Raw genomic sequence first — 23,632 nt, 5'->3', positions numbered from 1 at the left:
CCAGTAGGTCAGGGCGACGGTGGCGCCCCGGGCGGCCAGGGAGCGGGCGATGCCGGCTCCGATGCCGCGGGAGCCGCCGGTGACGAGGGCGGTCTTGCCGGAGAGGCTGGTGTTCTCGGACATGGAGTTCCTTGCGTTGAAGAATATTTTGTACGACTTAGACAAGAACCAGGGGCTTCCAAATATTCCCCGCTTCTGCGGCATTCCGTCGCTTCCATTCCTGGGAGGAGCCGCATCCGGGGGCACGTCACATTTGTGCCGATTCAGTCCGCCTTGTGTCGAGGCAGTGGCTTCTTTGCCACCATTGCCTCACCGGGCGTGCCGGAGTGATCGAGCTTGGCCGGCTGAACCGGATACCGGGAACCACCTGTGGGCAACGATGAAAGGCGCAATGATGAGCTTTGTCACCAGCAAAGACGGGACCGAAATCTTCTACAAGGACTGGGGGACGGGCAGGCCGGTCGTCATGGCCCACGGCTGGCCGCTGAACTCTGATAGCTGGGAGTCCCAGCAGCTGTTCCTTGCCAGCAACGGCTACCGGGCGATCGCCCACGATCGGCGCGGCCACGGAAAGTCGACCCAGACATGGGGCGGCAACGAAATGGACACCTACGCCGACGACCTCGCCGCATTGATGGACTCCCTGGACCTGACGAACGTCACCCTGATGGGCTTCTCGACCGGGGGAGGGGAGATCACGCGGTACATTGGCAGGCACGGCACATCCCGTCTCGCCCAGGCCGTGCTCATCTCCGCGGTTCCGCCCCTCATGCTCAAGACGGATGACAACCCCGGTGGTGTTCCCATCGAGACATTCGACGGGCTGCGGGAGAGCTCGCTCGCCGACAGGGCACAGCTCTACAAGGATCTGGCCGCCGGGCCGTTCTTTGGCAACAACAGGGTTCCCGGGGCGGCCAGCGAGGGTGTGCAGACGTCCTTCCTGAACCAGGGCCTTGCCTCGGGACACCGGAATGCCTATGAGAGCATTGCCGCGTTCTCCGCAACGGACTTCAGGGAAGACCTCAAGAAGTTCGACGTGCCGACCCTCGTCATTCATGGTGATGAGGATCAGATCGTTCCGTTCGAGGTCGGCGGGAAGGCGTCGTCGGCCATGATCGACGGAGCGGTTTTCAAGGTGTACGAGGGGGCGCCGCACGGTCTGGCGGACACGCACAAGGATCGGCTGAACCAGGACCTGCTTGACTTCCTCAACACCGTCGGCTGACGGCGGCGTGCACGCTGCCTGAGGTGGGAGGCGTCCTCCCACCTCAGGGCAGGTCACTGTTCGAAGGTTCCGATTATGCGTGCGCGTCCAAGCGTGTGGCCGAACAGGGTGAAGCCGAGCAGGGCGATGCCGGCCTCCGGGGGCAGCTCGAGCTTCTCAACATCGATGGCGTGAACCACGATGTGGTATTCGTGGGGGCCGTGGCCGGCGGGAGGTGCAGCGCCAACATACCCGTTGAACCCGGCATCGTTCCTCATCTGGACCGCACCCTGCGGCAGCGCCGCGCCATCCTGGGTTCCTGCGCCTTTGGGCAGGGAAGTGACATCGGTGGGGATGTTGAAAACGCCCCAGTGCCAGAACCCGCTGGCCGTCGGTGCGTCGGGGTCGTAGACGGTGACGGCGAAGCTTTTGGTTCCTTCGGGGAATCCCCGCCAGGACAGCTGCGGAGAAACGTCCTCCCCGCCGGCGCCGAAAACGCCCGATGCCTGGGGCAGGGCGAGTGGCTGGAGGTGTGCGACGTCGTCGCTGGTCACCTCGAAGTCGGGCACTGCGGGCAATTCGGCGTAGGGATCGCGTGTCATTTCTGTCTCCTTGTTGGGTGTGGGTGGTTAATGGCTTGTCGGGCAGGGGCGGCGGTGGCTGTGGTGATCATAATTTAGGCGGCTCGAGCCCCATCCGCAGCCCCGGCGGAATCCCCTGGTGATGGGATCGGGGACGGGAGCAGGACAACCCGGCCGCGGGCGGAACCATCGGCGACGAGGCGCTGCGCCTGTGCGGCCTGATCAAGGGGGAAGGTTGCCCCCACACGCGGCAGGAGCCTGCCGTCCTCGGCCAATGCGGTCAGGTCCAGCAGGTCCTGGAGGACGAAGCGGGCGTAGACGGTCGTCGCGTCAGGGGCGCTGTCTGCAATGGTCGCCACGCGCACCTTTTCCGAGCCGACGGCGGCGGTCATGCCGAGCGAGCCGTGCCCGGCTGCGTCGAAGACGGCGTCGACTCCAGCCGGTGCAAGGTTCCTTATCGCCTGAACTGCGCGCGGCCCGTAGGGAACGGCCTCCACGCCGATCGAGGCGAGGTAGGCGTGATTCCCCTGCGACGCCGTGCCGATGACGCGCGCACCCCGGGCGATCGCGATCTGGCTGGCCAGGGACCCCACGCCGCCGCTGGCTCCATGGACGAGCACGGTGTCGGACGGCGTGACGCCCAGTGTGTGGACAATGGACTGGTATGCGGTCAGCCCGCCCAGCGGCAGTGCTGCCGCCTCGGCCCAGGTCAGGCACGCGGGTTTGCGGATGAGTGTTCCAACCGGTGTCGCGAGCATTTCGGCGTAGGTTCCCTGATGGAGGATGGGCTGGCGCGTATATCCAAGCACTTCATCTCCAGGCACAAATTCCGTTGCCCCCGGTCCTGCCGCTTCGACGATTCCGGAGAAGTCCCAGCCCGGCGTAACCGGAAAGAAGGTGTCCATTGAGTCCTTCATCGCTCCATGCTGTATGGCGACGTCGGCGGGGTTCACGCCTGCGCCCCTGACCCGGACGAGCACCGAATCCTGGGCCATCCTTGGTGGTGGTGCCTCTTCGAGGGTGAGCACTTCGGGTCCGCCGAAGGACCTGTACACCATTCGTTTCATTCTTTCCTCAGATTTCCGTTCGGTGCGGCGTGGCCTGCACGGGGGCACAGGCGCGGAGGGCCGTTGGTGCGCTACGCCCCGGGCAGGGCCATCGGCAGGTCGAGCAGGACCCGGTGATGGATGATTTTCCATTCACCGTCAATCCGGCGCAGGTCCGTGTCGTAGTAACCGGCCTCGATTGGCGTGACTGTACCTTGGGCGCCCAGCACTCCGGCGGGCCACCCGTCCCGGGGCCGGACCGCTCCCTGAACCTTGAAGACAACGAACTGCGCATTGAAGTGCGCTTCATCCCCGGAGACTTCAATGATGTGGTCGACGGGCAGATGGTGGCTGGACTCGCCGGGCGCAAGGGGCGCCATGAAGTGCCCAACGGCATAGGCGACGGCCGAGCCTCCCACCATTGGCGGGCCTACAGGTGAGTAGGTATTGGATGGTGTCTTCTCGAAGATCTCAATGACGGCGTCGTCGGTGAACAGCGCCCCCTGCCCGGCGCCGTCGCGGCGGTCGGTCGAGCGGGTGTAGCGGGCCATGACTTCTTGTACTTGCCGTTCTGCGCTCACGCTGGGTCCTTTTAGTCGTTGGAAGGCGGAGGAAGGACGTAAGCCCCTTCTCCAAGATGGTCGAGACTATCATGTATTTACCTGATGTTCTCAGGTAATCGATTGAAGGTCTCATGTATACTTGCTCAATGACTACCCAGCGGCCGTTTACGGCGGAGACCTTGAGTGGAGACATGGCCCGGGGCCAGTTCCCGGAAGTGCGATTCGCCATGCTGGAGTTTGTGGGCCAGTTTCTCCTCGATTTCGAGCGCGCCGCCGAGCGCGCCGGCCTGACACTGGCCCAGGCGCGGGTCCTTGGATTCGCCGCCCTGAAGCCGTCCTCCATGCGGGAGATCGCCGAGCAGTTCGGCTGCGATCCGTCCAACATCACAGCCAAGGCCGACAAGCTTCTCGAACTGGGATTGGTGCGCCGGTTCGCGGATCCCCGCGATGCCCGCATCAAACTGATCGGTGCAACGGACGCGGGCTTCGAGATGTCAAAGAACCTCTGCGAGAGCCGCGAGTGGCTGGCTGAGGTTCTGGGTTCGCTGACAGACGACGAACTGACAACGGTCCGTACCGCCCTTCAGCTGCTGACCCGACCCACTGCGGCGATGCAATCCCCACCGGAGAGCCAGCCCGTACCCCTATGACGCACCGGTCCAGCCGGGAATACGCCTTCTCGGCGGCCTACGGCCAGATGGCGAAGGCTGCCACGGCCGACGCGAGGGCGAAGTAAAAGAGGGCCAAGGGTATCGAACGCGGCATCGTGCCGGTCGAGAGCTTGTCATAAATCCGGCTCAGCCGCCGACGGACGTTTTCGCCATGCATGACGCCGAGCAGGAGCAGAAGCAGGCAGGGCAGGCAGTAGATGAATGAATACCCTGCGAGGATCAAGAGCCCGGTTCCGAGGGCTGTGTCAGCTGCGACCATGCGCTCGATCGCGATGAAGTAGGGGAAGGCATTCGGCAAGTCCGCTCCGGTCATCACAACTCCGAGGGGGAGCGACGTCCCGGCCGTGAACCAACGGGGGAGTGCGATGGCTTTGCGCTCCCTGGCGCGCAGACGGCGGATGGCGGCAACAAATATCGCGACCGCGGCGACGAGAAATACGATGCGGCGCAGCCAGCCAAGACCATCAGCCAGCGCATCGGCGGCGGTGGCGGCACTGGTGAAAATGACGGCCCCCAGAAGGAAAACGGTGAGCATCGCGCCAGCTGCGAAGGCCAGGGCCGACAAGACTGGCCGCTGGCGGACCGTCAAAAGAATCAGCGTTATCGCTACAATCGTGGCTGGGTTGAGGGAATCGAGCGCCGCCAGTCCGCCGATTCCTCCCAGCAGTGCCGGATTCAAGGGTTGTCTTTCCAGTCCGGTCGGCTCAGGAGGTCTATCAAGGCCCCAACATCCTGTACCGGCGTTCCCGCGACGGAATTCAGTACCAGTCCGTCACCGATCAGACGGACGATAAGCGCCTTCATCGGGCTGCCCAGTTCGACAGCAATAAGTTCCTGCCAATGAGCCGTCGCCTCCCCGGCACGCCGGAGCACCGTATCCGCTCCCGGAGCCACTGCGCTGAAAGCCGTCAGCATTGCTCGGTACACATCCGCCTCCTGACTGCTCGGGGTCGACAGGCGCAACCAGGTTTTCACGGCTTCCCCTTCCGCCGCCGCTGCCTCCATTGCCCGGTTCACTTCCTCAAGCGCGTCAACGGCCAGGCCTTCCACCAACGCAGCACGCGAGCGGAAGTGGTGCATCAACCCGCCTTTTGAAACGCCGGCGGCCTCGGCCACCTGGTCGAGAGACGGTATCTGGCCGTCCCGGGCAGTTAGTTCGCGGGCCGCCGCCAGGATCTTCGAGCGAGTTGACATGCTGGGATCCTACCACCAAACCGACTAGTCGGTCGGTACCGTTTCAGCCGAATCGCGCCGCCGACGCCATGCCGCGCAGAAAAATGTGGCCCAGAGAACCTCGTCAGTGCGACCAATGGGGCAGGATGAACCCATAGTTGGAGACCGGTGCAGGACAACAGCCCGTCCGGGCCGTCACGGTCGGTGATCAAGGCAATGGGGGATGAGTAGGTCATGGGCAGAGGCACACCTGTGGACGCTGACGGGGATTGACCATGTATATGGCCAAGCGGATCGCCCACACCTCCGGTGCGCCCGAAATCCGGGTTCGGCGCGCCTCGTTGCCCCTGGGCGCCTGCCTCCAGAAGGCCCTTGTCGAAACGCGGAAAGGATTTGTTCCACTCCTGCTCGCATCCTTGGTTCTCAACGGGGGGACCATTCTCCTGGCACTCCCGGCATTGTCGGTTCTGTTCCGCCTCGCCCTTGCGGCGGCTGGGCTTCCCCGGATCACCGACCAGAATCTCGGTGCAGTCCTGGCGAACCCCGTGGCGCTGTCATTGATGCTCCTGTTGACCGCCGTCGCACTTGCCGTGGTGAGCCTGCAACTGGTGACCCTGCTCGTCCTCGTCCACCGTCAGCAGGCCGGGCGGTCCCTGCTCCCACGGCCCGTCGCCGGCGACGTGGCCAGGGCAATCCGGGCGATCGCTCACTACCAATCGCCCCTGCTCATCATCTACGTCCTGCTGATCATGCCGCTTGGCGGATTCGGGCTGTTTTCAACGGTCACCCGTGGCATCGCCGTGCCGCTGTTCATCAGCGGCGAGATGCTCAAAGCACCAGTGAGTGCGGCACTGTACGGATCGATCGTCGCGGCGCTGCTCTATGTGAACCTCCGCCTGATATTTACCTTTCCGCTCCTTGTCATTGAAGGAAAGTCGCCGGGCCGGGCGGCGGCCGGCAGCCTCGCAGCAACCCGCGGCCAGTCGTGGCGTCTTGCCGCTGCCATCGGCGTTATCGCCGCCGCCGCGACAGCGCTCTCTACGGCACTGACCGAGGCGGTGGTGCTCGCCACCGCGCTCGCGGACCGTCTGGATTTACCGTTCGCCGCAGCCGTGGCAGCAGCGGGGTACGGCATTGCGACTGTGGGCGCCATCGTCATTCTGGACTTCGCGCTCGTCGTGGTTCTTCACTCGCTCACCGCCGCCTACAACGTCGGCGGCGACCCTGGTCCGCCGGATCCATCGATCGACGGGGAGGATCCGGCACAGAGGCCAAACCGACGGAGGTTCGCGCTCGCCCTGGTCTCACTTTTCGTTGTCGGTGCGGCGGCCGTGCAGTCGGTGTCGGTCCTCCCCGCGCAGGGCAGCGCCCCGACCGACCCGGGCTCCACCGACATCGTTGCCCACCGAGGGTTTACGGGCGGTGGAGTGGAGAACACGCTAAGCGCCCTCACGGCGGCCACGGCGGCCACGGCGGTCCGTCCGGACTATGTCGAGATAGACGCCCAGGAAACAAGAGACGGGCGGTTCATCCTTAGCCACGACGTAAACCTGTGGCTGGTCTCCGGCCGGAACGTCAACACCTATGAGCTCACCCTGGATGAGGCCGAGTCAATGACGGTGAGCGTCGGGGGTTTCACCGACTCAATGGTTTCCCTCATCGATTACGTCCTGCGCGCGGAGGAGCTTGGAGTGACGCTCCTGATCGAACTGAAGCTGCACGGGCACGAGTCCCCCATGGTGGTGGAGAGGCTGCTGGCCGAACTCGACTCGATCGGAGCCACCGGCAACCATATCTACCACTCGATGAGCAGCAAGGTGGTGAATGAACTGAAGCAGAAACGCCCCGAACTCCGCGTTGGTTATACCGTTGGGGCCAACGTGGGAGCGCTGGACGAGGAGCCCGGCGACTTTCTGGTGGTCGAGCAGTCATTCTTCACCGAGGAACTCGCTGCCCTCGCCAGGGGCAGCGGCAAGGAGCTTTGGGTATGGACCGTGAACGATCCCGAAGCCATTCGATCCTTCCTGCGGGTGCCGGTGGACGGCATCATCACTGACCGGCCGGACCTCGTGAAAAGCCAGCGGAAGAGTATCGATGACGAACGCGGGTCGGCTCCACGGCTGCGCGATTCCCTCGACAGGTTCACGCTTTTCTAGGCACCCCGTCCGCTTGGGCGGGCCGGCGAGTTGGGTAAGCCCTCCGGCACGTGCATGCGTCCGGCGGAGGCCCGCACTGGTTCCCCCTAGGCTGGATGCGTGCGCATGACTCGGTTGGTAGGGATGATGGAGCGCCGCCAGCTCGGCCTCTACCTGCTGGCCATCGGCGTGGGAGGGATTTTCGGACGGGCGGTTCCGTCTGCGGCCGGCCCCCTCGAACTGGTGATCAATCCTGTTCTAGGACTGTTGTTGTTCGCCACATTCCTCGGAATTCCGTTCGCGGCGATCGGGAAGGCCGTGCGCGACTTCCGGTTCATGGTGACGGTGCTCGTGTTGAACTTCCTGCTCGTCCCGGGCGTCGTCTTTGCCCTGTCCCGCTTCGTTGCGGGTGATCAGGCGCTTCTCATCGGGGTAATGCTGGTGCTGCTGACACCGTGCATTGACTACGTCATCGTGTTCTCTGGGTTGGCAGGCGGCTCCGGTGAGCGGCTCCTCGCCGCCGCGCCGCTGCTCATGCTGGCGCAGATGCTGTTGCTGCCCGTATATCTGCTGCTCTTCATCGGGCCGGACCTCGTTCTGGCGATCAGCCCCCGGCCCTTCATTGAGGCACTTGTGGTCCTGATCATCATCCCGCTCCTGCTCGCTGCTGCTACCCAGTGGTGGTCGCGGCGGGCAGCCGGTGGCCGCCAGCTCATGGCGGTGATGCAGGCTTCGATGGTGCCGCTCATGATGCTGACCCTCGCCGTCGTCATCGGCTCGCAGATCGGCGGTGTTGGGAATGAACTTCGGTCCCTGCTGGCCGTTGTTCCGGTTTACGTCGCGTATCTGGTGGTGATGGCGCCTGTCGGAAGAGCCGCGGCACGGCTCGCCAAACTGGATCCGCCCAGTACAACGGCCGTGATCTTCAGCGGTGCCACCCGCAATTCATTGGTGGTGCTCCCACTGGCGCTGGCGTTGCCGGAGGCGCTGAGCCTGGTTCCCCTCGTCGTCGTAACGCAGACCCTCGTGGAGCTCATCGGCATGGTCTGCTACGTCCGGTTCATTCCGCGCATCACCGGAGCGGACCCCAGGGTGCTGCGCGGCTGAGGCCCGGCGTGCACGAAGTGGCACTTCGGATCACCGGTCAAGAGTGTCCCAGCGGGGAGGGAGCCCGTTGCTGGCCCAACCTCGGGCTGCCATCCTTGGGAAATCCGCACCGCTGGCAGCGAAGGAAGGGATGAACAATGCCGCTCTATCTCTCGAAGTTCAGCTACACCCCCGAGACCTGGGCCAGGCTGATGAGCAACCCGGAGGACCGCGGGAAAGCCGCCCAGGCGTACATTGAATCGGTCGGAGGAAGGCTACACGGCTTTTGGTACGCCTTCGGAGACCACGATGGTTACAACCTCTGGGAGGCCCCCGACAACGTGTCAATGGCAGCCGTGGCGATGGCAATCAGCGGGGGAGGCGCACTCAGCTCGTTCGAAACGACGGTGCTGATGACCGTCGACGGAACGATTGAGGCCCTCCGGATGGCGGGGGAGGTCAATTACCGCGCGCCCGGCACCTGACGAGGCCCGGTCAGCCGAGTCCACCCGCCCCCGCCAGCGCCTGGAGCGCCACACCGTCGACGCGGGTCACGGACACGCCGACGCCGGCGAGGGCGTAGAGAGAGACCGGCACGAGAAGACACCACTCACGGACTGATCCTGCGTTTCCCAGCACGGGCACCGAGAAGTGCCCGTTTCTCCTCCACATCCAGCTCACCACCGGAAGCGATGCCACTGCCCGGGGTGGGCGCAGCCTGAGCGGGTAGAGGAGGTTGCAGCCGCCGGTGGTCATCATGTCGCCGACAATGTGGACAACGACGCCGAGGCCAACCGCAATCGGAAACCAGAATTGTTCCTCGGGCGCGAAGGCGGTGATGAACGCTCCGGCGGCCAGCCCCACGGCCCACGGCGACTTGCGCAGGTTGTCGGGGATGATCTTCAACGCCTTGGCGGCGAAGGAGACGAGGAGGACCGTCAGCAGGCCCGCTCCCGGGTAGACGGTCCCGAAGGATTCGGTCTCCGCCGTCCAGAGCCCGGCGATGAAGGCGACGGCCACGAAAGCGACGACGCCGATCAGGGAATGTGTTCCCCGGCGGTGTCCGCCGGAGATCTTGCCGATGCCGGTGCACACAAGGTTCGACAGCGGGGGCAGTGAATTGGCGATGGTGGCGTTGTGGTGGTCGGCATCGGGGAGGAGTGCTGCCCCGGCTGCGACAAGTGCGCCGGTGATGACGCCGAGCGGGCTGACGTCGAGCAGGCCGAATCCGATGCTGAAGGACTCGGGCAGGATCGCGATTGCCCCGCTCAACGGTCCAAGGCCCACCTCGATCTGGGTGGTGGCAGCAACCCAGGCAGCTGCGCCGCAGGCGGCGTGGTGGGCTCCCATCATGGCGGGCGGTCCTTCCTCTGGAGAATGTTCGTGCGGCCCAGGGTGCGCTGGCACAAGGGCCTCACCATCCTTCACGCTGCCACCGTCATTTTGCCTCGGGCCTTCGTTCCGGACCCTCAGGTGACGCGTGGTGTCGGCCGGAAGCCCTCCACCTGGGCAGGTGGAGGGCTTCCGGCGGTGCGGTGTGCTGACTAGGCGAAGCCGAAGACGGGCGGGAAGACCGCGGCCACCACGGCAGCCCAGGCGCCGTAGACCGGGAGGTACCGCGTCTGCCAGCGCTCAAGGGCGGTGAAGGGGCGCCTGCCGCGCAGGAATCCGACCGTGAGCCAGGCTGCCCGTACCAGGTGCACCAGCAGCAGGAGGTTCAGGCCGAGCGCGGCGATCTTGTTGGGGCTCAGCCCGAACTCGGCGATGCGGGTCAGCATCGCGGTCAGCATCACCGCATCGACCGCGATGGCTGCGGCGACGAGGACCAACTGCAGGGCGTCGAACACGCCGGGAGGGGCGAGCGAGTCGCGGGCCGAAATCGAGTAGAGCAGCAGGCACAGGACAAGCACGAGAATCGCATCCATGAGGATGAGCAGGTTGCGGTCGACGTCAACCAGTTCGCCGGAGACCGTCAGCACGGCCAATAGGGAAAGCAGCATCACTATCGTCAGCGGAGTGAATACCCGGGTGAGGACGGGGGCAATGTTTTCGACAACGTTCTGCTTCGCCTCGACGAGCCAGGCGGCAACAAGGAGCGCGCCCGGGACGGCGAACGGAAGGATCCAGCCCTCAAGGGCCGGCTCGAGATCGATCCCGACAACCTGGAGGACCGCCAGAGTGAGCCCGATCAGGACGGCGCCGCCCAGTGCGAGGAGCGTGTAGTAGATGGCCAGCTCGCCGGTGAACCGTGCAAAGTCCATCCGTCGGGTGTCGGAGCGCCACCTCCCGCCGACGTACGCCACACCGGCCAGCAGCCACAGAACCACCGGGGCGTGCAGGATGGCGAGCAGCTCGGTGGAACCCCCCTGGGCGAAAGGGTAGGCGTTGAGCAGGATGGCCAGCACCGCGAACGGCACGAGCAGCGGCAGGACCGCCCGGACGCCGAGCCGGCGCTTCCAGACGAAGTAGCCGGCGAGGAAGGGAAAGACGAGGAGGCCGAGATTGCGGGCGAGCACTGAGCCCTCGCCATCGAAAAGGACAAGGCCCGCCTTGACCGCCACGCCCGCGCCGACGGCGAGGGCGAGAACGATTGCCAGCTCGCGCCACGGTGGTGTGCTTGTGGTTTCGGTGTCTTCAGGTACGAGCACCAGCTGTTTCCACAGCCGGTCGGAGTGCTCGCGGGCGAACTCCCGGGAGACTGCGTCGAGATTGCCCAGGCGCTTGATGGCGACGAGGAAGGCCTCCTCGTCGTCGAGCCCGGTCGCCTGCCGGTCGGCGACCTGCTCGCGCAGGTGGTCCTCCAACTCGTCGACGTCGGCGGGGGAGATCGCCTGACGCCGCTGGACGTACCCGCGCCACCTGTCGATCTGGGCCTCCAGCTCGGCGTGCGTCTCCATCACGCCCACCCCTCAACGACTGCCGGCGGCCGCTGCGCGGTCTGCCACACCTGGCGCAGTGCATCGGCCACGACTGTCCACTGCTCCTGCCGGTCGGCGAGCGCCTCGCGGCCCGTTGGGGTGATCGCGTAGTGCTTGCGTCGGCGCCCGGCCTCGGAAGTGCCCCACGACGACGACACGTAGCCGAGACGCTCCAGCCGGTGCAGCAACGGATAGAGCATTCCGTCGGTCCACTGCATGCCTCCGCCCGACAGTTCGCTCACCCTCTTGAGGATTGCGTAGCCGTAGAGGTCGCCGTCCGACAATATCCCCAGCACGAGCGGGGTTGCCGAGGCGGCGACCAGGTCCTTATCAATGCGCATGACACCTCCTATACCTAGATCTACTAGGCATTGGACCATAGGAGTTCTAGGTATAGCAAACAGTCCCGGCGCGGGGGTTTGCCGTGGGGTCCCGATCCCTGGGACCAGGACTGAATCACAGCGGCGGAGCTACCGTTCCTGCAGGACGGACAGCACGTTTCCCGACGGGTCCTTGAACCAGGCGATGTACGGCCCACCTTCGCGCATGATGGCCTTGTCGTCCTGGGGCATCTCGTCATAGCGCTCGAAACGCACTCCTCGAGCCACCAGCGCGTCGACGGCCGCGTCGATGTCCTCCACTTCGAAGTTGAGGATCGTGAAGCTGGCGGGGACGGCGTCGGGCTGCTGATACACGAGGGTGTCCCGTCCGCCGGCGAGGTGCAGCCACACGAAGCCATGCTCCTCGGATGTCTTGAGGCCAAGCGTTTCGCCGTAGAACCGGTGGGCCTCCTGCAGGTCGCGCACCGCGAGGCCGCTGAAGGCTTTGTTGTGGGTAAGCATCATCGCTTTCCTTTCAAATCGTGGGTCCTTGACGCCGTTTCCACCGTGGAACCGGGGTGCGGCAGATGCCGGTGCTATGACGCGGAAGCGATCCGAAGTCGTGGCTCCGGCCTGTTGGAGACAAGTTCATCCATGGTGATGCCGAGTGCCGAGCAGATTCTTTGAATGGTGAAGAATTCCGGCGAGGGGCTTCGACCCGTCTCAATCTTGCGGAGCGTCTCAACCGAGATTTGAGCCCTTCCGGCGACGTCGGCCATCGTCTGGGGGCCACGGGCGGCGCGCAGCGCCGAGCCGAGGTCCTGACCGCGCTGGATCTCGTCGGCAGTAAGTGGAATCCGGACCATGGCGTCCAGTCTAGTGGCGGTATAGTTATACCGGTAGTGGGAATCTCGGGATTGAAGGGGTGGCGGCGAGTTGATTGAACTTCACACAGACAAGGAAGTCGCCGAGATGGCTGCCGCCGGGGAGTTCGTCTCCTCAACCTTGCAGGCATTGAAAGCCCGCGCCGTCGTGGGGACGGATCTGCTTGAACTTGATGCACTGGCGCACGAGCTGATCCGGCAGCGCGGGGCAGAGTCGTGCTATCTCGAGTACGCGCCCACCTTCGGCTCCGGGCCCTTTGGGTATGTCCTGTGCACGTCGGTGAACGACGCCGTTCTTCACGGCAAGCCCCACTCCTATCCCCTCCGGGACGGCGACCTGCTCAGCCTCGACTTCGCGGCGAACGTTGACGGCTGGGTGGCCGACTCTGCGGTCAGCTTCGTCGTAGGCAACGCCAACCCGGAAGACCTTGAGTTGATCGAGCTCACCGAGCGCGCGCTGGAGGCGGGGATTTCCGCGGCAGTGGCAGGAAACAAGGTCGGTGACATTTCCTATGCGATCGGAAGCGTCGCACGCGAGGCCGGCCTGAAGGTGAATCTGGAATTTGGCGGCCATGGTGTCGGGCGCACCATGCACGGGGACCCGCATGTGCCCAATGCGGGCCGGCCGGGCCGCGGCTATCCACTGAAGCCGGGGTTGGTCCTGGCCATCGAACCCTGGTTCATGCGGGGTACGGATAAGCTCCGCGTCGATCCGGACGGATGGACGCTGCGCAGTGCCGATGGAAGCCGCGGTGCCCATTCCGAACACACGATCGCCATCACCGAGGAGCGCCCGATCGTCCTCACCCGGAACCGCAAAGTCAGCCGGCTCCGGACGCAACTCCCAAGCTGATACGTTTCGACGATGAAGGCCCCTTCATCCAAGGTCGACAACCCGGGCTCGGGCAGTTCCGGACCCCCGAATGCCATCCTGCGGTTCGCCGGGGTGCGTCCCGGCCGCTGGCGCAACGGGGCCGGCACCACCCGGGAAATCGCCAGCGCGGGCGACGCGACCGGGCATTTCACCTGGCGGCTGAGTATGGCCGAGATCGAGCAGCCGGGCGCGTTCTCCCTCTTCCCCGACACTGAGCGGATCTTCACGGTGGTCGACGGCGAGCGGGTTGTCCTTCAGGTCGAAGGACGGGAACACCAGATTCTGCGGAATAGCCCGTTCGGATTCCCGGGCGGCGCTTCGGTCACGGCGAATCTGCCCGCCGGACCGGTGCGTGCCCTCAATGTCATCGCCCGCCCCAACGCCGTAAGGGCACAGGTGGCAATCCTCGACCTTCTCGACGGGCCAACCCGCGAGGTGCCCCTTGGTTCCTTTGCCGTCCTGCTTTCCGGCCGGGCGGCTGTGCGGGTCGGCGGCACCGACACGGAGTTGAGCATCTACGACACCGTCCGCGGCACTCATCACTGCAGTGCCGGGATCACAGGCAGCGGTGTCCTTGCCGTTGTTTCCTTCGAACAGCGTGGCGGCGGGGGAGTTCCGGGGCTTTAATGGCCGGAGGCGCACCCGCCGGAATCGGCGGCGGTCCAGCCGCGGGGCCGGGTGGTTCCCAACCCGGGAACGGCCGGGTGAAGGAGGTGGCAGGGAGTGGATACCGCAGCGGACTTCGAAGGTGCTCTTGGCGAGATGGCCACCGACGATCAGCGGATTAGGTACGGACGATACTTTCCCGGCGACCAGTCGTTCATCGGCGTGCGGATGGGCGACGTTTTCAATCTCGCCAAGACCGCCTTGGCCATGCCGGTGCCCGAGTTGGAGAAATTGCTCGCGAGTCCAACCCACGAGGTGCGGGCCGGTGCCTGCTCGATCATGGGTAAGGCGGCCACGGCCAGGAAGGTCACAAACGGTCGGCAACAGGAACTATATGAGCTGTACCTTCGCCGGCACGACCGTATCAACTCGTGGGACCTCGTTGATCTCGCCGCACACCAGGTCCTCGGAAGCTGGCTCCTCGACAAGCCGCGGACTCCTCTGTACGCTCTCGCCGAGTCTGGGTTCTGGCCCGAACGGCGCAGCGCCATCGTGGCCACTGCCGCTTTCCTCAAGCGAAGGGAGGTGGATGAAACCCTGAAAATCGCGGCAGTCCTCGCCGACGACGGCGAGGAACTCGTCCAGAAGGCCGTGGCATGGATGCTCCGATATGTCGGAGACATCGATCAACCACGGCTGCTGGCCCACCTCGACGAATATGCCAGCAGGATGTCACGCACAGCAGTCCGCGCGGCCACCGAAAAGCTCGATAAGGCCATCCGCAACCCCTACCTCCGGCCACGCTGATCGCATGCGCGCAAGGTCGTGAAGCTCGACGTTTTCCGCACTGGCCATTGCCAAGATGGTCTGCGAGGGAGTGAAGTAGGTCATACCCGGGCCGGAGTCCGGCCGCTGTTTCCCACGGAACCGCGTCCCAGCTGTGGAGGTCAACATGAGCACGACTTCTGAACCAGTAACCGATCCAACCCGCGAAGGTGACGAACCCGCGCTCAAACGCGTCCTCGGGCCCAAGCTCCTGCTGCTGTTCATCGTTGGCGACATCCTTGGCGCCGGCGTCTACGCGGTCACCGGCACCATGGCCGGAACCGTTGGAGGGCTCGTCTGGCTGCCGTTCCTGCTCGCCTTCATCGTCGCCACAATGACGGCCTTTTCCTATTTGGAGCTGGTCACCCAGTATCCCCAGGCCGCGGGTGCGGCGCTCTACTGCCACAAGGCATTCGGAATCCACTTCGTGACCTTCCTCGTCGCCTTCGCCGTCGTCTGTTCCGGCATCACGAGTGCATCGACCTCCGCCAACGTTCTGGCTCAGAACTTTTTCGGAGGCCTTGAGATCAACGGGTGGATGGGCACGCCCGGGCAGGGCGTCATCACCGCCGTGGCGATGGGCTTCATGCTGCTGCTCGCGGCGATCAACCTGCGCGGGGTGGGGGAGAGCGTGAAGTTCAACGTTCTGCTCACGCTTGTCGAGATGATCGCCCTGTGCATCGTGATCGGCGTCGGCTTCTACGTCATTGCCCAGGGGGAGGGGAACCTCCAGCAGGTCACCGTGTTCTCCGACTATCAGGACAAGGGCCTGTTCCTTGCGGTCACCGCAGCCACCTCCATCGCGTTCTTCGCCATGGTTGGCTTTGAGGACTCCGTGAACATGGTCGAGGAAGTGAAGGACCCGGAGCGGATCTTCCCCCGCACCATGCTGACGGGCCTGGGTATCGCCGTGATCCTCTACATGCTGGTGGCCGTCTCCGTGGTCACCGTGCTCACCCCGACGGAGCTCGAAGGCATCCGGGAGGCCGAAGGGGCCGCACTCCTTGAAGTGGTGCACAAGGGATCCCCGGACTTCCCGATCGACAATGTCTTCCCGTTCCTTGCGGTCTTCGCCGTCGCGAACACCGCCCTGATCAACATGCTGATGGCCAGCCGCATGATCTACGGTATGGCCCGCCAGAACGTCCTTCCGCGGCCCCTGGGCAAGGTGCTGCCGGGACGCCGGACGCCGTGGGCCGGCATCCTCTTCTCGACCCTCCTCGCGCTTGGGCTGATCTGGTACGTCACAAGCGACCCGGAGAGCAACGTCGTCGCGAACCTCTCCGGCACCACGGCGTTCCTGCTGCTGTGCGTGTTCACCGTTGTGAACGTGGCCTGCGTCATTCTCCGGCGCAAGCGGGATCCCAATCGCAAGGTCTTCTTTACCTCCCCGGGGCCGGTACCCCTGATCGCGGCCGTGCTGTGTGCCTTCCTCGCCGGCCCCTGGGTCGGGCGGGACGTGATCCAGTATCAGATTGCCGGCGGACTGCTGGCGATCGGCGTCATTTTGTGGGCGATCACATGGTTCGTCAACAAGAGGACCAACACCGGCGGCGGTGAGCCCGCCGCCGTGCATGATTCCGGTCCCGGCACCGACGCCGCGCCACCGCAGTCCGACCACTAGGCGCTGACAGCCCCTGCCGCAAGGCGGCCCCGCAGGTTTCCGGAGGGCAGGCGTGGGCGTCGGGGTGAGCGTCGGCGCGGCCGGAGTGAGGAAAGGGGACAAGGCGGGGCCGGGGGTGCGCCCGCCCGTGGATTTGACTCTCGGTCGGGCAGACTGCAGGGTTTTAGGTCTGTCTTGTTCGTCACAACCCGCGCGGTCGCGGCGATATGCACTGCATAGCGCCGCCTGCGGAAGGAAAACACCCCTTATGTCTGAACGCACCAGCAGCGCTGTGCCCGTTTCCACGGTGCACACCGCTGGCTCGAACGATCGAGAACCCCATCTCACCCGGGCGCTGAGCAACCGGCACATCCAGTTGCTCGCAATCGGCGGGGCGATCGGCACGGGCCTCTTCATGGGATCAGGCAAGACGATCTCCCTGGCCGGCCCGTCCGTCATCTTCGTCTACATGATCATCGGCTTCATGTTGTTCTTCGTCATGCGCGCCATGGGGGAGATCCTGCTGTCCAACCTCAGCTACAAATCCTTCAGCGACTTCGCCGGCGACCTGCTGGGGCCCTGGGCAGGATTCTTCACCGGTTGGTCCTACTGGTTCTTCTGGGTGGTCACCGGTGTCGCCGACATCGTGGCAATCGCCAGCTACGTCGACGAGCTCGCACCCGGAACACCGCTTTGGATTCCAGCACTGATCACGCCGGTCGTCCTGGTCCTCCTGAACCTCCCCACAGTGAAAGCCTTCGGTGAAGCCGAATTTTGGTTCGCCATCATCAAGGTTGTCGCCATTGTTGCCCTCATCGTCACCGGCGCCGTCATGATCGCCACCCACTTCACGTCACCGAGCGGCCAGGAGGCCGCCCTGGCCAATATCTGGAACGACGGCGGAATGTTCCCCCATGGAATCTTCGGCTTCGTCCTTGGTTTCCAGATCGCCATCTTCGCCTTCGCGGGCATCGAACTCGTCGGCACCGCGGCCGCCGAAACGAAGGATCCCGAAAAGAACCTGCCCCGGGCGATCAACTCCATCCCCATCCGGGTGCTGCTGTTCTACGTCGGCGCGCTCGTCGTCATCATGGCCGTCAACCCGTGGCGCAGCATCGATCCCGCCACCAGCCCGTTCATCGGCATGTTCTCGCTCGCCGGGCTCGGGATCGCGGCAATTGTCATCAACCTCGTCGTCCTGACCTCTGCCGCCTCAAGCGCGAACTCCGGAATCTACTCGACGTCGCGCATGGTGTACGGCCTCGCGCAGGACGGCAACGCGCCGAAGTCCTTCGGCAAGCTGAGCACCCGCAAGGTTCCGCAGAACGCACTGCTCTTCTCCTGCATCTTCCTTCTGGCCGGACTGATCCTGCTCTACGCGGGCGATTCCGTCATCGAAGCATTCACAGTCGTCACCTCGGTGGCCTCGGTGCTGACCATGTTCGTCTGGTCGATGATCCTCATCAGCTACATCGTGTTCCGCCGTCGCAGGCCGGCGCTGCATGAGGCGTCTGCATTCAAGATGCCGGGATCCGCGTTCATGCCCTACGTCGTCCTTGGCTTCTTCGGGTTCATGCTTGTTGCACTGGCCCAGGCAGCCGATACACGCCTTGCCCTCGTCGTTGCACCGATCTGGTTCCTGATTCTGGGCGTGGCCTGGTACTTCAACCGGCAGACGCCCCTGCAGCAGGCGCGGATCGAAGAGCACAGGGCTCTACGCGCCGGGCAGCTCGATCCCGTAGGTTGAGCCGAACACCGCTCTGAGCGTGCGGCCGGTAGCCCGGACGCACACCGTGAAGGACCGCTCCCACATGGGGTGGTCCTTCACGGTTTACGGGGAGTACCAAGGGCGGGGCCGCAGGCGGCGGCGGCGCGTTTTGTCGCCGGGGGCTTCCTATACTGAACCATGCGGTATACCCAAGAGATCCTTGTCAACCTTCCTCTGCCCCGGTTCATCGAGGTTTTCGACGATCCCGCCAACCTGCCCAAGTGGCAGAAGGGGCTGTTGTCCTTCGAACATGTATCGGGTGAGCCAGGGCAGCCCGGGGCCACCTCCCGCCTGATCTTCCGGCAGGGCAAGGGCACCATGGAGATGACCGAGACAATCACGCGGCGGGATCTTCCCCACCATTTCGATGGGATCTATGAGGCCAAGGGCGTCCACAACCTCACCCGGAATGAGTTCTCCGAGGCCGGCCCCGCCGCGACCCGCTGGGTCGCGCACAACGAGTTCCGCTTCAAGGGGCCAATGAAGGTTGTCGGGCTGCTCTTTCGGCCCATGTTTCCCAAGCAGAGCTACGGGTATATGAAGGCGTTCAAAAGCTTCGCCGAGCACCAGGGCCCGTAAGGCGCAATCGTCAATGGACGATTGGCGGCACATCGACTTCCGCAGTCCGCCCGCCGTCCCGGCCGGTAAGGATCTGCGAGTCTGGCCACAGCGCCGCCCCGGCGTGGCCCAACAGCAGTTTGGAATAGAAAACCGGGCCGAACCACGGGGCCGACGCTGATCGGCCAACCCTGGCATCGAGGGCGATCCCCAGGAGGGTCAGGGCGGCCGCCAGCGGGCGGCGGCGCGGGGCGCGCCGGATGAGCGCCGTCGCGATGATCAGGAACCCGTAACGGCCCGCCGCGCGGCGCCATGTCGAAACGTTCGCCCCATCGTTCGGGTCGAGGGCCGCAAGGACAAACGGGTGAAGATGGAAGGAAGCGAACCTCAGGTGATCGGTGTCGCGCTGCCCCGGCCGTCCATACCAGCGCGCGCAGGCCAGGGTGTTGTTGGCCCACGCTCCTCCCCACAAATCGGCTGCAAGAGCGGCAATGACCGCGTTGCGGAAGCCTGACCGCGGTCCCTGCGAGAGGCGCGGAGCGATCAAGGCGCCGAGCGTGCCGAGTCCGAGCGACATAACGGTGTCGAAGCGGGTAGTCTCGGGGCCCACCAACGACCCCCATGCCTGTTGGATGTTCATTGCCTCCCACCCCGCCGCGGTGCGCCTGCTCACTATTGCCACAAACAAGCTTGCCACCGCGGGCAGCGGCTGCTCAAAGCAATCCGAAGCGTGACGTTTCCACCGTGGTCTGGCTGCCGGGCGCAGTTCGACCGTTCTGGCTTGCACGCCCTCTACTTAGCGTTACTATGTACCAGTAGCTAGTAACACTGAGTAGGAGGTGACCGTTGGGCAGGCAGATGACGGAGATGCTCAAGGGGACACTCGAGGGCATCGTCCTTGCCCTCCTAACCGGGAAGCCGGCGTACGGATACGAGATTACGACCCTGCTCCGGGGGAGGGGTTTCCCCGATATCGCCGAGGGCACCGTTTACGCGCTGCTCGTCAGGCTTGAGCAGAAGGGGCTCGTCGACGTCGAGAAGCGTCCGTCGGAGAAAGGACCCCCACGCAAGGTGTACTCGCTCAACGCTGAGGGTGAGAAGTACCTTGAGGATTTTTGGACAACATGGAGCTTCCTGTCCGAGCGGCTCGAACAGCTCCGAGAACGAGAGGGATGAAAGTGTTCATCACACGGATGGTCGACGAGAAAAAGCGGTACAGGAAGTACAAGGCGCGCACGGAAGAGCTTCCGGCAGGCTACCGCACCGCTATCGGGGCGTTGGAGCGGTACCTGATGTACTTCGGACCGGGGAAGGGCGACGAGCTGCTGACGATGTTGGAGGATCTGGGCGATCTCTTCGACGAGAGCGCGGCAAGCGGAACCCCGGTGGGAGCGATCGTGGGTGAAGATCCCGTGGAATTTGCCGAGGTGTTCCGTCTGAACTATCCGGCGGGTCAATGGATGATCAAGGAGCGAAAACGGCTCACCCAAGCAATTCAGGGCGTCACCCGGGGCGAGTAGACCCGATGAGCAGCATGGTCACAACGGGCCGGACGCTTGGGTTTGCGGTCAGTGTGCGGGACATTTGTGTGCCCTCGCCGGAGGATTCGTAAAGTCCCGTCACTCATGTCTCGACGTAGAGGCCGACCAGCAGTTCGACGACGTCCCTGCGCGCCGCGGGCGGATCAGCCCTGGTCCACGCGGCGTAGACGGGGACCGGAGGCGCGTCGCGGACGGGACGATAAACAAGGCCGCGGCGGCGGTACTGGTGGGCCGTGGATTCGGCGGTGATCCCGCGGGCTTTGCCGCTGCCGATGACCGTCAGCCAGTCGTCGACGTCGGAGGTGACTACGGTGTCCGCAGGCCGCCCGCCATCGGGCCACAGATCGAGCTGGGTGCTGCCGGTGCGGAGATCGATTGCGACAGTAGAACCGGCAACCTGGGCGAGGGTGACGCTTCGCTTGCCCGCGAGGGGATCCTCGGCGGCCATCGCACAGTATCGTTTTTCCACCCCGATGAGGACGAGTTCGAAGACGGCGGGATCCGGCAGCCGCCGCAGGATTGAAAAATCGCTCGTCCCTTCGGCCAGTCCCGCCGTCGCGGTGTTTGTCCTGATGAGACGGAGTTCCGTGTCCGGGAAGGCTGCAGCCCATCTGCGCTGAAAGTCTGGAGTATGTCGGCCGAGGGCGGACCAGGCATAGCCGATCCGGACGGTCTTCCCGCCGGACACCGCCTCATGCCGGAGGTCCTCAAGAATGGCGAGGGCGCGGCGGGCGTGGTGAACCGCACGCTCGCCCGCGGGGGTCAGTTCGACACTCCGGGTGGTCCGCCGCATCAGCCGAACACCGAAGGCGCGCTCCAGGGCAGCGACGTTACGGGACACGGCAGCCTGGGAGATGCCCAGCTCGATTGCCGCATCGGTGAAGCTTCCCGTGTCAATGACTCCGATGAAGGAGCGCAGGTGCCGCAACTCGAAGTCCATGCGCCGATTCTATTCATACATCTGGTGCATCAATGGCTCCAGTTATGCATTATGTGGATGCAGTGCGGCGATCCAGAATGCACCAATGGACAAAATGGAGACCGGAGGCAGGGGCCGGGCGGCGGCGACGCTCGTGGCGAGTGCGCTCTCAAACCAACTCGGCGCCGCCAGCGGTTCGCTTGCGTTTCCAGGCATGGGGCCGATCGGTGTTGTCGCGGTACGCCAGTTCATCGCCGCGGCGGTGCTCCTGCCCCTGATCCGGCCGCGGATCCGCAGCCTGACCCGCCGCCAATGGTGGCCCATCCTTTTGCTCGCGGTTGTCTTCGGAACGATGAACCTTTCCCTCTACGCCGCCATCGACCGCATTGGGCTCGGTCTGGCAGTGACTTTGGAGTTCCTCGGCCCCCTGTCCGTCGCCCTGCTTACCCCAAGGAGCAAAGGAAGCCTGATCTGCGCCGGGGTTGCCGGGATGGGCGTTGTTGCAATCACCCATCCAGAAGCATCAACAGACTACGTGGGCATCGGATTCGGCCTGTGCGCCGCCTTCAGCTGGGCCGCCTACATCCTGCTCAACAAAACGATCGGCAGCCGGGTGTCCGGCGTCCAGGGAACCGCAGCGGCTACAGGAGTCTCCGCAATGCTGTTCATCCCGATCGCCCTCATCGTCTTCATCGGTCAACAACCCGACGCCTTCGCCGTCATGTGCGCGGTCGTCGCCGGAATCCTCGCCTCCGTAGTGCCCTACGTCGCGGACCTTGTCACCCTGCGGCGGGTGCCCGCGAACCTTTTCGGGATCCTGATGAGCATCAATCCCGTCTTTGCCGCGGCCATCGGAGCGGTGGCACTCGGCGAGTCACTGGGGATCATGGAATGGGCAGGAGTCCTGCTCATTGTCGGCGCAAACGCTTCCGCTTTGCTCCTCCGCGGCAGCAACCCAAAGCATTAGAAGTCGGCGGGCGCTCCCGTGAACGATCATTACCGAAAGGAAACGACGGAACGGTCCGAGAGTGTTAAATTCCGTACATCGGGAAGTTTCGATTGAAGGAGCACGAGATGGCACGCATCACCGTTCTGGGCGGCACCGGCTATGCAGGAAGCGCAGTCGTAAAAGAGGCGCAAAGCCGCGGACATGATGTTGTCTCGGTGAGCCGCAAACCGCCGGCGGATCAGCTGGAGGGCGTCAGGTACATCGCCGGCTCAGTTCTCGATCCGGATTTCCTTGCCCAGGTGGTCACCGACCGCGATGTCATCCTGGAAGCAGTCGCACCACGAGGGGACATGGTGGGAAAGGAGGAGGGCCTCGTCGAAAACCTGATCGGATTGTCGGCCGACGCCGGCATCCGCCTTGGTGTAGTCGGCGGAGCATCCTCGCTCCTTGTGGCACCGGACGGCCCGAGACTTTATGACATCAGCGACGTTCCGGACCAGGTCCGGCCCGAAGTTGAGACCGGTATCGCACTGCTGGACATGCTCAAGTCGTCTCCCGAGAACCTTGACTGGTTTTACGTCAGTCCACCCATCGAGTTCGGCGCGTGGGTTCCCGCCGAAGACAAGGGCACCTACCGCCTCAGCGAGGATGTCGTCCTCAAGGATGCCGAAGGGAAATCGACAATCTCGGCCGCCGACTTCGCCCGGGCCATCGTCGACGAGATCGAGCGGCCCAAATACCGCCGGCAGCGATTCCACGCCGCCCACTGACAAGCACCACGGCGACGTCTCAAAAGCACTTATCCTTGGCGATGGTGATTTCGTACTCGTAGCTCAGGGTGTAGCTCCGGAGCCCGGTGGAGTAGGTGAGCAGGGCGCCGCGCGCAACCCCGTCACCATCGTCCGGGCCGTTGGCCAACACCACCACGATATTGCCGGTGGTCCCGGCTGGAATCCCGCTTCCGACCGCCGGCTGGGCTGAAGCCCACCATCCGCTTTGCTCGTCATCGGGGGGAACGGTGGACCCGCCGCCGAAGGTGGAGCCGGGACCGTCGGGTATCAACATGAGGTGGGAATCGACGAGGTTCAGCCCCCGCGGCTCCAGTAGATCGACCTTCTCAAGGGTGACTGGATGCGGCGAGGTATTGGTCAGGACAAGGCCGATTGCCGCGTCACCCGCTGCGGGTTGCGGCGTGCACACTACGGCGCCTGAGGCATAGGTCCGTCCCAACGGGCCGGGGTCGAGCACCCACATGGCGCCGAGGCCGACCGCAGTCGCCACCACCGCCCCTACAGCCTTCCCCGACGGCCTGACCGGCGCGCCCGGTGGCGCGTTCACGGGGTCAACGGTCATGACAGTGTCGGATCGGTGCTTCGCGCTCATGTGTTCCCCCGATGCCTGGCCTGGT

Annotated in this window: 29 protein-coding genes; 15 read left to right on the top strand and 14 right to left on the bottom strand. The window is 64.5% G+C overall.

Annotation, left to right across the window (positions count from 1 at the left end):
- Nucleotides 1-123 (bottom strand): SDR family NAD(P)-dependent oxidoreductase (locus tag AC4D2R_RS16720; protein ID WP_490941235.1); only part of this gene is annotated, 123 nt, incomplete at its 3' end.
- A gap of 271 nt (nucleotides 124-394) precedes the next feature.
- On the opposite strand from AC4D2R_RS16720, the gene AC4D2R_RS16715 reads away from it, so the two are divergent.
- On the top strand, nucleotides 395-1,225 hold the full coding sequence (locus AC4D2R_RS16715) for an alpha/beta fold hydrolase (protein WP_490941229.1): 831 nt from the start codon (nucleotides 395-397) through the stop codon (nucleotides 1,223-1,225).
- A gap of 53 nt (nucleotides 1,226-1,278) precedes the next feature.
- Here AC4D2R_RS16715 and AC4D2R_RS16710 read toward each other — a convergent pair whose 3' ends face one another.
- From AC4D2R_RS16710 to AC4D2R_RS16700, 3 genes are all read right to left on the bottom strand, one after another.
- The gene (locus tag AC4D2R_RS16710; RefSeq protein WP_490941228.1) at nucleotides 1,279-1,806 is read right to left on the bottom strand and encodes a YbhB/YbcL family Raf kinase inhibitor-like protein; all 528 of its coding nucleotides are present in this window, start codon (nucleotides 1,804-1,806) and stop codon (nucleotides 1,279-1,281) included.
- Nucleotides 1,807-1,880: 74 nt separating this feature from the next.
- Nucleotides 1,881-2,843: an NADP-dependent oxidoreductase gene (locus AC4D2R_RS16705; RefSeq protein WP_490941227.1), complete on the bottom strand. Its 963-nt coding sequence runs from the start codon at nucleotides 2,841-2,843 to the stop codon at nucleotides 1,881-1,883.
- An 80-nt stretch (nucleotides 2,844-2,923) separates the two neighbouring features.
- A complete protein-coding gene (locus AC4D2R_RS16700) occupies nucleotides 2,924-3,412 on the bottom strand; it encodes a nuclear transport factor 2 family protein (protein ID WP_490941226.1) in 489 nt (162 codons plus the stop codon).
- Between the two features lie 128 nt (nucleotides 3,413-3,540).
- On the opposite strand from AC4D2R_RS16700, the gene AC4D2R_RS16695 reads away from it, so the two are divergent.
- Complete coding sequence (locus AC4D2R_RS16695; protein WP_490903447.1) at nucleotides 3,541-4,044, top strand: MarR family winged helix-turn-helix transcriptional regulator; 504 nt, start codon at nucleotides 3,541-3,543, stop codon at nucleotides 4,042-4,044.
- A 37-nt stretch (nucleotides 4,045-4,081) separates the two neighbouring features.
- On the opposite strand, the gene AC4D2R_RS16690 is transcribed toward AC4D2R_RS16695, so the two are convergent.
- Together AC4D2R_RS16690 and AC4D2R_RS16685 are read right to left on the bottom strand one after the other, a co-directional pair.
- A complete protein-coding gene (locus AC4D2R_RS16690) occupies nucleotides 4,082-4,744 on the bottom strand; it encodes a GAP family protein (RefSeq protein ID WP_490941225.1) in 663 nt (220 codons plus the stop codon).
- Complete coding sequence (locus AC4D2R_RS16685) at nucleotides 4,741-5,259, bottom strand: TetR/AcrR family transcriptional regulator (RefSeq protein WP_490941224.1); 519 nt, start codon at nucleotides 5,257-5,259, stop codon at nucleotides 4,741-4,743. Before AC4D2R_RS16685 ends, AC4D2R_RS16690 begins: the two co-directional genes overlap by 4 nt.
- 254 nt (nucleotides 5,260-5,513) lie before the next feature.
- Between AC4D2R_RS16685 and AC4D2R_RS16680 the strand changes: the two genes are divergently transcribed.
- The 3 genes from AC4D2R_RS16680 to AC4D2R_RS16670 all read left to right on the top strand — a co-directional run bounded on the left by AC4D2R_RS16680 (nucleotide 5,514) and on the right by AC4D2R_RS16670 (nucleotide 8,944).
- Nucleotides 5,514-7,394: a glycerophosphoryl diester phosphodiesterase membrane domain-containing protein gene (locus AC4D2R_RS16680; RefSeq protein ID WP_490941223.1), complete on the top strand. Its 1,881-nt coding sequence runs from the start codon at nucleotides 5,514-5,516 to the stop codon at nucleotides 7,392-7,394.
- A gap of 105 nt (nucleotides 7,395-7,499) precedes the next feature.
- Nucleotides 7,500-8,480: an arsenic resistance protein gene (locus AC4D2R_RS16675; RefSeq protein WP_490941222.1), complete on the top strand. Its 981-nt coding sequence runs from the start codon at nucleotides 7,500-7,502 to the stop codon at nucleotides 8,478-8,480.
- 137 nt (nucleotides 8,481-8,617) lie between these two features.
- Complete coding sequence (locus AC4D2R_RS16670) at nucleotides 8,618-8,944, top strand: GYD domain-containing protein (RefSeq protein WP_490941221.1); 327 nt, start codon at nucleotides 8,618-8,620, stop codon at nucleotides 8,942-8,944.
- 10 nt (nucleotides 8,945-8,954) lie between these two features.
- On the opposite strand, the gene AC4D2R_RS16665 is transcribed toward AC4D2R_RS16670, so the two are convergent.
- From AC4D2R_RS16665 to AC4D2R_RS16645, 5 genes are all read right to left on the bottom strand, one after another.
- Nucleotides 8,955-9,812, bottom strand: coding sequence for a metal-dependent hydrolase (locus tag AC4D2R_RS16665; protein ID WP_490941220.1), 858 nt, complete (start codon nucleotides 9,810-9,812; stop codon nucleotides 8,955-8,957).
- Nucleotides 9,813-10,003: 191 nt separating this feature from the next.
- Complete coding sequence (locus tag AC4D2R_RS16660; RefSeq protein WP_490941234.1) at nucleotides 10,004-11,356, bottom strand: permease prefix domain 1-containing protein; 1,353 nt, start codon at nucleotides 11,354-11,356, stop codon at nucleotides 10,004-10,006.
- The gene (locus tag AC4D2R_RS16655) at nucleotides 11,356-11,718 is read right to left on the bottom strand and encodes a PadR family transcriptional regulator (RefSeq protein WP_490941219.1); all 363 of its coding nucleotides are present in this window, start codon (nucleotides 11,716-11,718) and stop codon (nucleotides 11,356-11,358) included. Before AC4D2R_RS16655 ends, AC4D2R_RS16660 begins: the two co-directional genes overlap by 1 nt.
- A gap of 129 nt (nucleotides 11,719-11,847) precedes the next feature.
- The gene (locus tag AC4D2R_RS16650) at nucleotides 11,848-12,219 is read right to left on the bottom strand and encodes a VOC family protein (RefSeq protein WP_490941218.1); all 372 of its coding nucleotides are present in this window, start codon (nucleotides 12,217-12,219) and stop codon (nucleotides 11,848-11,850) included.
- A gap of 74 nt (nucleotides 12,220-12,293) precedes the next feature.
- Nucleotides 12,294-12,563 carry a helix-turn-helix domain-containing protein gene (locus AC4D2R_RS16645; protein WP_490903438.1) on the bottom strand — a complete coding sequence of 90 codons (270 nt, stop codon included), beginning with the start codon at nucleotides 12,561-12,563 and terminating at the stop codon, nucleotides 12,294-12,296.
- Between the two features lie 70 nt (nucleotides 12,564-12,633).
- Here AC4D2R_RS16645 and map point away from each other — a divergent pair, with 70 nt between their 5' ends.
- From map to AC4D2R_RS16615, 6 genes are all read left to right on the top strand, one after another.
- Nucleotides 12,634-13,434 (top strand): type I methionyl aminopeptidase, encoded by an 801-nt coding sequence (gene map / locus AC4D2R_RS16640; RefSeq protein WP_490941217.1) that lies wholly within the window; start codon nucleotides 12,634-12,636, stop codon nucleotides 13,432-13,434.
- 12 nt (nucleotides 13,435-13,446) lie between these two features.
- Complete coding sequence (locus AC4D2R_RS16635; protein ID WP_490941216.1) at nucleotides 13,447-14,082, top strand: HutD/Ves family protein; 636 nt, start codon at nucleotides 13,447-13,449, stop codon at nucleotides 14,080-14,082.
- A 96-nt stretch (nucleotides 14,083-14,178) separates the two neighbouring features.
- Complete coding sequence (locus tag AC4D2R_RS16630) at nucleotides 14,179-14,868, top strand: DNA alkylation repair protein (RefSeq protein ID WP_490941215.1); 690 nt, start codon at nucleotides 14,179-14,181, stop codon at nucleotides 14,866-14,868.
- A 145-nt stretch (nucleotides 14,869-15,013) separates the two neighbouring features.
- Nucleotides 15,014-16,510 carry an APC family permease gene (locus AC4D2R_RS16625; RefSeq protein WP_490941214.1) on the top strand — a complete coding sequence of 499 codons (1,497 nt, stop codon included), beginning with the start codon at nucleotides 15,014-15,016 and terminating at the stop codon, nucleotides 16,508-16,510.
- Between the two features lie 247 nt (nucleotides 16,511-16,757).
- The gene (gene cycA / locus AC4D2R_RS16620; protein WP_490941213.1) at nucleotides 16,758-18,236 is read left to right on the top strand and encodes a D-serine/D-alanine/glycine transporter; all 1,479 of its coding nucleotides are present in this window, start codon (nucleotides 16,758-16,760) and stop codon (nucleotides 18,234-18,236) included.
- A 159-nt stretch (nucleotides 18,237-18,395) separates the two neighbouring features.
- Nucleotides 18,396-18,836, top strand: coding sequence for an SRPBCC family protein (locus tag AC4D2R_RS16615; protein WP_490941212.1), 441 nt, complete (start codon nucleotides 18,396-18,398; stop codon nucleotides 18,834-18,836).
- Between the two features lie 10 nt (nucleotides 18,837-18,846).
- Here AC4D2R_RS16615 and AC4D2R_RS16610 read toward each other — a convergent pair whose 3' ends face one another.
- Nucleotides 18,847-19,455: a hypothetical protein gene (locus AC4D2R_RS16610; RefSeq protein ID WP_490941211.1), complete on the bottom strand. Its 609-nt coding sequence runs from the start codon at nucleotides 19,453-19,455 to the stop codon at nucleotides 18,847-18,849.
- A 206-nt stretch (nucleotides 19,456-19,661) separates the two neighbouring features.
- Between AC4D2R_RS16610 and AC4D2R_RS16605 the strand changes: the two genes are divergently transcribed.
- On the top strand, nucleotides 19,662-19,991 hold the full coding sequence (locus tag AC4D2R_RS16605; RefSeq protein ID WP_490941210.1) for a PadR family transcriptional regulator: 330 nt from the start codon (nucleotides 19,662-19,664) through the stop codon (nucleotides 19,989-19,991).
- Nucleotides 19,988-20,335, top strand: a complete 348-nt coding sequence (locus AC4D2R_RS16600; RefSeq protein ID WP_490941209.1) for a DUF1048 domain-containing protein — start codon at nucleotides 19,988-19,990, stop codon at nucleotides 20,333-20,335. Before AC4D2R_RS16605 ends, AC4D2R_RS16600 begins: the two co-directional genes overlap by 4 nt.
- A 103-nt stretch (nucleotides 20,336-20,438) precedes the next feature.
- Here the strand turns inward: AC4D2R_RS16600 and AC4D2R_RS16595 are convergent, their stop codons facing one another.
- Nucleotides 20,439-21,296, bottom strand: coding sequence for a LysR family transcriptional regulator (locus AC4D2R_RS16595; RefSeq protein WP_490941208.1), 858 nt, complete (start codon nucleotides 21,294-21,296; stop codon nucleotides 20,439-20,441).
- 85 nt (nucleotides 21,297-21,381) lie between these two features.
- Here AC4D2R_RS16595 and AC4D2R_RS16590 point away from each other — a divergent pair, with 85 nt between their 5' ends.
- Together AC4D2R_RS16590 and AC4D2R_RS16585 are read left to right on the top strand one after the other, a co-directional pair.
- A complete protein-coding gene (locus AC4D2R_RS16590; RefSeq protein ID WP_490941207.1) occupies nucleotides 21,382-22,242 on the top strand; it encodes an EamA family transporter in 861 nt (286 codons plus the stop codon).
- Between the two features lie 107 nt (nucleotides 22,243-22,349).
- The gene (locus tag AC4D2R_RS16585; RefSeq protein ID WP_490941206.1) at nucleotides 22,350-22,994 is read left to right on the top strand and encodes an NAD(P)-dependent oxidoreductase; all 645 of its coding nucleotides are present in this window, start codon (nucleotides 22,350-22,352) and stop codon (nucleotides 22,992-22,994) included.
- Between the two features lie 19 nt (nucleotides 22,995-23,013).
- Here AC4D2R_RS16585 and AC4D2R_RS16580 read toward each other — a convergent pair whose 3' ends face one another.
- Nucleotides 23,014-23,607 carry a hypothetical protein gene (locus AC4D2R_RS16580; protein WP_490941205.1) on the bottom strand — a complete coding sequence of 198 codons (594 nt, stop codon included), beginning with the start codon at nucleotides 23,605-23,607 and terminating at the stop codon, nucleotides 23,014-23,016.
- Nucleotides 23,608-23,632: the final 25 nt, after the last annotated feature.

The organism is Arthrobacter sp. TJ-217 (genome assembly GCF_058269255.1).
Note: the sequence above shows the minus strand (reverse complement) of the source record. Positions and strands in the feature narration are given on the sequence as shown.